At 74.4% G+C, this 6,704-nt stretch carries 7 protein-coding genes; 3 read left to right on the top strand and 4 right to left on the bottom strand.

What is annotated here, in order from left to right; all coding sequences use genetic code 11:
- Positions 1-302: 302 nt before the first annotated feature.
- Positions 303-734: a hypothetical protein gene (locus ACFXHB_RS30440; RefSeq protein ID WP_380577886.1), complete on the top strand. Its 432-nt coding sequence runs from the start codon at positions 303-305 to the stop codon at positions 732-734.
- Positions 735-810: 76 nt separating this feature from the next.
- Here ACFXHB_RS30440 and ACFXHB_RS30435 read toward each other — a convergent pair whose 3' ends face one another.
- Positions 811-1,380 carry a hypothetical protein gene (locus ACFXHB_RS30435; protein ID WP_380577885.1) on the bottom strand — a complete coding sequence of 190 codons (570 nt, stop codon included), beginning with the start codon at positions 1,378-1,380 and terminating at the stop codon, positions 811-813.
- 564 nt (positions 1,381-1,944) lie between these two features.
- A complete protein-coding gene (locus ACFXHB_RS30430; RefSeq protein WP_380577884.1) occupies positions 1,945-2,112 on the bottom strand; it encodes a hypothetical protein in 168 nt (55 codons plus the stop codon).
- A 223-nt stretch (positions 2,113-2,335) separates the two neighbouring features.
- Here ACFXHB_RS30430 and ACFXHB_RS30425 point away from each other — a divergent pair, with 223 nt between their 5' ends.
- On the top strand, positions 2,336-3,223 hold the full coding sequence (locus ACFXHB_RS30425) for an MBL fold metallo-hydrolase (protein WP_380577883.1): 888 nt from the start codon (positions 2,336-2,338) through the stop codon (positions 3,221-3,223).
- A gap of 25 nt (positions 3,224-3,248) precedes the next feature.
- Here the strand turns inward: ACFXHB_RS30425 and ACFXHB_RS30420 are convergent, their stop codons facing one another.
- Entirely contained in the window at positions 3,249-4,613 is a 1,365-nt protein-coding gene (locus tag ACFXHB_RS30420; RefSeq protein WP_380577882.1) for an FAD-dependent oxidoreductase, read from the bottom strand.
- A gap of 204 nt (positions 4,614-4,817) precedes the next feature.
- On the bottom strand, positions 4,818-5,309 hold the full coding sequence (locus ACFXHB_RS30415) for a MarR family winged helix-turn-helix transcriptional regulator (RefSeq protein WP_380577881.1): 492 nt from the start codon (positions 5,307-5,309) through the stop codon (positions 4,818-4,820).
- Between the two features lie 111 nt (positions 5,310-5,420).
- Here ACFXHB_RS30415 and ACFXHB_RS30410 point away from each other — a divergent pair, with 111 nt between their 5' ends.
- Entirely contained in the window at positions 5,421-6,662 is a 1,242-nt protein-coding gene (locus ACFXHB_RS30410; protein ID WP_380577880.1) for an alpha/beta hydrolase, read from the top strand.
- Positions 6,663-6,704 lie beyond the last annotated feature (42 nt).

The raw sequence follows: 6,704 nt of genomic DNA, 5'->3' as shown, positions 1-6,704 counted from the left end.
TTTTTAATACGCCCCCCCCAGGGGGCGCTATCGGTCTAGTTGTCAACTATATGGGTACCCCCCCCCCCCCCCGACCCGGGCCCCGGGGCGAGGCGGGGTCCGGGGCCGGTCGGCGCACGGCAAGGAACGCGGGCACCGCGGGCCGCGCGCTTCCCGCCGTCAGCTTCCCGGCCCCGGGCACCACCCGATCGACCGAGCGGAGAGCCGCCGTCCGAGTGGGTCCCGGCCGAAAACGGTCCGCAGACGCATGGCCGGATCGTTCTGCCGTACATGCCCACACTGACCGATCCGCCGAGGCTGCGGTGCGCCTGATCGGACGGGCCGCCTCGGCGCTCCTGTCCCTGACGATCCTGATCCTCCCGGCGGTGGCCGCCGGCGGCGACCACCCGGCCGACGCGCGCCCCGGGCCGCGGCCGCCCGAGAGCGGCCACACCGGCTGGGAGGTCGCGGCCGGCGCCGCCAACGTCCGCCGCGACCACTCGGTCAACGACACCGTCCTCGGCCTGACCCACTGCGGCGACCGGGTCGAGATCCTGGACAGCTGGACCTCACCGCTCGGCACCCGCTGGGGCAAGGTCGCGGTCACCCGCACCGGGGTCACCGGTTGGGTGCTGTGGTCGCTGCTCACCCGGCACGGACCGGCCGACGTGCCGGTCGCGGACTGTCCCGAGTGCCAGCGCGCCGCTCCCCCGTGCGCCGGCGGCTCCGCCGAGATCGGCCCCGTCCGGGTCTGATCCGGACGCCCTCGCGGCGACCGCCGGCCCGCCCGCGCCACCACGGCCCGGGCCTCGCGCGAGCCGGCCCGTCCGGTCAGAGCTCGTCGACCGCCGCGCCGGCGACCAGTGCGCATCCGGCCATGACGACCAGCAGAAGCACGGGCACCGTGGGGTCCGCCCCGTCGGGGCGCGGGCCCAGCCGGGGGGCGACCGTACCGCGCGGATCCACGATCACCTGGAGCCGGTCACCCAGCGCGGGGCGGTCGCCCCTGGTCCCGATGCCGCTGACCGTCGTCCCGTCGGCCAGCAGCACGTCGACCGCGGTCACCGCCGATCCCTGCCCGGCCATCGGGTCGGAGGTGACGACCGTCCGGACCACCTCGCCGTCGGAGACCACGCCCCGTTCGTGCAGGAGCTGCTGGTCCTGCACGTTGAATCCGGAGACGACCAGGATGATCCACGTCGCCAGCAGGCAGAACAGGGCCGCCCCCGTCTGGTCCGCGTCGTTCCTGAACAGCCGGACCACCCCCGCCAGCCCGCCCAGCACGATGACGCCGAAGCCCACCGCCGCCGGCCCGCCCAGGCCGTGCTCCCGCAGGGCGAACACCCCCCAGGTACTCAGCACCGCAGGGGCCAGCCAGCAGGCCGCCACCACCGGAACCACGAGTACCGCCCCCGGCCCACCCCGCACGCTCCCCACCCCCTGCGCTCCCCCTACCCGGCCCGGGCCGCGACGACGCCCGCGGCCAGGGCCCCGTTCACCGGCGCCGCGCCCACGGTCGGGCCCGCGCCGTCGGCTCACGCCCGACGGCCCGAGCCCCTCCCGGGCTTCTCCCGCCCCTCCCCCGGACGGCGTTGCTCCGGGCCCGCGCCACGCCCCCTCGGACAATCGGCCGATGTCCACCACCCCGGAGCCCGACCACCCCCGACCCACCCGGCGCACCGCGCTCAGGGCCGGCGCCGGCCTCGCCCTCGGCACCGGCCTGCTCGGCGCCGCCCCCACGGGCGCCACCTCCACGAGCGCTCATCGTCTCGCAGTGGCCCGGGGTGCTCCACGAGCCGCCGTACTGGGTCCGCCGGTTCGACGGCATCACCCCGTAGACGCACTCGGCGCTCCCATCCGGGGCCCTCCGGTCCGGCGCCCTTTCGCCCCTCGGGAGCGGGAGGCAGCCGGGGCACGGGGTCACCGGAGCGCGGGGCAGCCGGGACCCGGGACCGCCGGCCCGGCTCAGCGGCGACCGAACAGGCGCCCCAGCCAGCCGCCGCCCTTGCCCGCGCCCTTCCCGCAGTCACAGCGGTCGGACGGGCGCACGCCGGCCAGCACCTGCTCCACGTGCATGCCGCAGCCGGCATAGCCGGGCTTGCCACAGGTCCGGCAGACAACACGTCGACACACGACGCTCTCCTCTCTCGACGGCCCGACGGGCCACTCCCGGCAAATATACCGGAGGGGGTATCCCGACCGCCCGGAACCGATCCCGTCCGGGACCGCGCCGACCCCGGCCGACCCGGCCGAAGGCGCCTGATAGGTTCGCGACGGCGGCTCCCGGCCGAGCCGACACCGGACGGGGGCGCGGGTCGCGTCCCGACCGGTGCGAACGACACCGACGGGAGACCCGATGACCTCCGCACCGCACCCGATCGACTTCACGGACCGGGCCACGCAGCACGCGGCACGCTCGCTCGACGTGCGCTGGATCCACGGGTCGGAGTCGGCGAAGCACAACACCGACCCGGAGCTCCAGGTCCACCACTACGACGAGCACACCGTGATCCTCCGGCAGAACATGGCCGTCAACTACGAGGCCCCGTTCCTCTTCCTGCTCTTCGGCGACGAACGCGCGGTCCTGCTCGACACCGGCGCCACCGCGTCCCCCGCGTACTTCCCGCTCCGCCGCGTCGTCGACGAGCTGGTCGCGCGGTGGCTCGCCCGCCATCCGCGCGTCGGCTACCAGCTGCTCGTCCTGCACAGCCACGGCCACGGCGACCACGTCGCGGCGGACGCGCAGTTCGCCGGACGGCCCGACACGGTGGTGGTGGACGCGGCGCCCGACACCGTCCGGGCGTTCCTCGGGCTGGGCGAGGACCCCGACCGGCCGGCCCGGCTGGACCTCGGCGGACGGGTGCTGACCTGCCTGACCAGCCCCGGTCACCACGAGGCCGCCGTCACCTACTACGACCCGTTCACCGGATTCCTGCTCACCGGCGACACCGTCTACCCGGGGCGGCTCTACATCGACGACTGGGACGCCTACGTCGCGACGATCGACCGGCTGATCGCCTTCGCCGCCACGCACCCGGTCGCCCATGTCCTCGGCTGCCACATCGAGATGACCGACCAGCCGGGAGTGGACTACCCGATCCGGTACACGTACCAGCCCGACGAGCCGCCCCTGCAGATGACGGTCGCCCAGCTGCACGACATCCGGCGCGCGCTCGACGAGGTGGCCGCCCGGCCCGGGCGGCACGCCTTCGACGACTTCGTGGTCTCCTACCGCACGGGCTGACCGGGGCCCGGGCGACCCGGCGCTGTCAGGCGCCGCTGCGGCGGAGCATCTCCTCGCGGTCGACGACCTTGACGCGCTCGCGCCCCTCGGGAGTGCCCAGTTCGCGCTCGTGCGCGTCGAGCTCCTTCCAGCCCTCCCAGGTGGTGAACCGGACGCCCCGGTCGCTCAGGTGGGCCACCACCGCGTCGGGATCCGGCGCGACGGCGCCGGGGAGGCGGCCGGCGGTGTGGTCCGCCAGCAGGCAGGCGACGGTCTCGTTGGCGTCGCCCTTGGTGTGGCCGATCAGACCGACGGGACCGCGCTTGATCCAGCCGGTCACGTAGGTGGCGGCCTGGTGGGAGCCGTCGGCGGCCAGGACGCGGCCGGCCTCGTTGGGCACGGTGCCGCTGATCGGGTCGAAGGGCACCTTCGGCAGCTCGTCCGAGTAGTAGCCGATGGCCCGGTAGACGGCCTGGACGTCCCAGTCGGTGAAGCGGCCGGTACCCCGGACGTTGCCGGTTCCGTCGAGTTCGGTGCGCTCGGTGCGCAGGCCGCTGACCCGGCCGTCCTCGCCGATCACCTCGACGGGGGACTCGAAGAAGTGCAGGTGGACCCGGTGCGGCCGGTCACCGACGTCGCGGATCGCCCAGTTCTCGATGGTGGAGGCGACCATGTCGGCGTGCTTGCTGCCCCGGCGCTCGGCGATCGAGCCCTCGTCGTACTCGATGTCCTCGGGGTCGACGACGACCTCGATGGTCGGAGAGTGATCGAGCTCACGCAGTTCCATCGGGCTGAACTTGGCCTGGGCCGGGCCGCGCCGGCCGAAGACGTGCACCTCCAGCGCCCGGTTGGCCCGCAGACCGGCGTGGACGTTCGGCGGGATCTCGGTGGGGAGCAGCTCGTCGGCGGTCTTGGCGAGGATGCGGGCCACGTCCAGCGCCACGTTGCCCGCGCCGAGGACGGCGACCTTCTCGGCCTCCAGCGGCCAGGTCCGCGGCACGTCGGGGTGCCCGTCGTACCAGGAGACGAAGTCGGCGGCGCCGTAGGAGCCGTCCAGACCGACGCCGGGGATGTCGAGGGGCCGGTCGGCCGTCGCGCCGGTGGCGAAGACCGTGGCGTCGTAGAACCGGTGCAGGTCGTCCAGGGTGAGGTCCCCCGGGTAGTCGACGTTGCCGAACAGGCGTATCCCGGGCTTCTCCAGGACCTGGTGCAGCGCGGTGACGATGCCCTTGATCCGGGGGTGGTCGGGGGCGACGCCGTAGCGGATCAGCCCGAACGGCGCGGGCATCCGCTCGAACAGGTCGATCGAGACCCCCGGCTCCAGGGCGGCGTCGGACTTGAGCAGGGCGTCTGCGGCGTAGATGCCGGCGGGGCCGGCTCCGACGATCGCGATGCGGATCGGGCGGGGCATGTGGTGTTCCTCCGGGCTGGCGAGCGGCAGACGGATGGTTGAAGCAAACCCGGGCAGTGTGCACCGGTGTAGGGGGTCCGGGGCTATGACCTCATAGATCCAACCTATGGCCGAGCCCCTGGCGGCGGCGGGCGCCGACCGTCCCGGCCGCCGTCGCGGCACCCGGCGGCGACGCCCCGGACGCCCCGGACGCGGACCAGGCCGTCAGAGCCCGTCGTAGATCCCGGCGAGTCCGCGCAGCACCCCGGCCGCCGCCGCCACGGTGGCGTCGTCGAGCCCGGCCACCAGGTGGTCCAGATCGGCGTGCAACGCCCGCTGGCGCTGGAGGTGCCGTTCGCGGCCGGCCGCGGTGAGCCCGACGAGGACGGCGCGGCGATCGTGGGCCGGCCGCTCGCGGGTGACGTAGCCCGCTTCGACCAGGCCGTTGACCAGCTGTGTCGCCGCGGCGGCGGTGGTCTCCGTCCCGGCCGCGAGCCGGCTGACCGGGATCGGCCCCTCCTCGGCCAGGACGCGCAGGGCCCGCGCGTGGGTGAGCGAGAGCGCGCCCGGCGAGCGGGTGGCGCGCCCGCGCAGGCGGGCGTCGGCGGCGCTGAGGCTGTACGCGGCGCGGGCCAGCGCGTCGAGCGCGGCGGCGCGTTCGGCCGGCTCCGCCTCGGGCCGGGCCCGGTCCGACCGGGCCGGATGCGATTCGGTCATGGGGTGATCCTCTCCCCTCGGGGGCCGGGGTTGACAGTCGGGTCAAGCATAAGTACTTAATACTTAAGTACTTACAAGCAACGCCGATCTTCTGCCGAAAGCGAGCACGCCATGACCGTCCGATCGACCGGACAGAGCTGGGCCCTGGACACCGCCCTCGCCCAGGGCGGCTTCGACGCCCTGCACCCGCAGGCCAAGGGCACGATGGAACAGCTGGGCCACGACCACACCGACTTCGACAAGGTCTTCGCACTGGTCCGCAGCGGCGCCATGCTGCCCAAGGCCTGGGCCGCCGTCGCCGGGCAGGCCGAACTGCGGGCCGCCCACCACGAGCGCGAGGGCTTCGGCCGCACCGCCGCCGACCTCTACCAGCGGGCCGCCGTGATGTGGGGCCGCGCCCAGTACTCGTTCCTCGACGCCACCGACCCGCGCAAGACCGCCTTCCGGGAGCGCGCCGACCACTGCGTGGCCCGGCTCGGCGAGCTGCGCGGCCACCGCGTGCGCCGGGTGGAGCTGGAGTTCGAGGGCCGGCACGTCTACGCGCTGCTCCACCTGCCGCCCGGGCGGGTCGAGCGGGCCTCCGCGGTGATCCTCGGCCCGGGGATGGACATGATCAAGGAGGACTACCTCTTCGCCGCCGAGCGGTACTACACCTCCCGGGGCATCGTGGCGCTCTCCATCGAGGGACCCGGGCAGGGCGAGTCCCGGGCGAACGGGCTGATCCTCGACCTCACCAACTACGAGCGGGCGGTGAGCCGCTGCGTCGACTACCTGGCCGGCCTTCCCGAGGTCGACCCGGCGCGGATCGGCATGTTCGGCATCAGCATGAGCGGGTACTGGGGCATGCGCGCCGCCGCCACCGACCCGCGGCTCGCCGCGCTGGCCGCCTTCGAAGCCGTCACCGGCGACTTCCACACCATCTTCGAGCGGGCCCAGCCCAGCTTCAAGCACAACTTCATGTACATGAGCGGCTACACCGACGAGCAGGCCTTCGACCGCGAACTGGCCGACCGGCTGCCGCTCGGCGACCTGGTCACCGGGATCACCTGCCCGACCCTGGTGGGCATCGGCGAGTTCGACGAGCTGACCCGGCTGGAGCAGGCGCTGGCCGGCTACGAGCTGATCGTCGCCCCCAAGGAGATGCGGGTCTACGAGGGCGAGTTCCACCCCTTGGGCGGCGTCGCGGCCGAGGTCTTCCGCTTCGGCGCGGAGTGGCTGGAGCGCGCGCTGGCCGGCGAGCTGGCCGAGCCCGGCCGGGACGCCCGGTACTACGTGCACGACGACGGCCGGACCACCGACGGCACCGCCCACCCCGCCTGGTGGCTGGGCGCCGACCCGGTGACGGCGCGCTGACCCGCGGCGCCGGGGCCCCGGGAACGCCCCGGGGCCCCGGCG

Origin of the sequence: Kitasatospora sp. NPDC059327, assembly GCF_042752535.1 — a bacterium.
In the GTDB taxonomy this organism is placed as follows: Bacteria; Actinomycetota; Actinomycetes; order Streptomycetales; family Streptomycetaceae; genus Kitasatospora.
The sequence above is the reverse complement of the archived record's forward strand: the minus strand, read 5'-3'. Positions and strand labels throughout refer to the sequence as shown.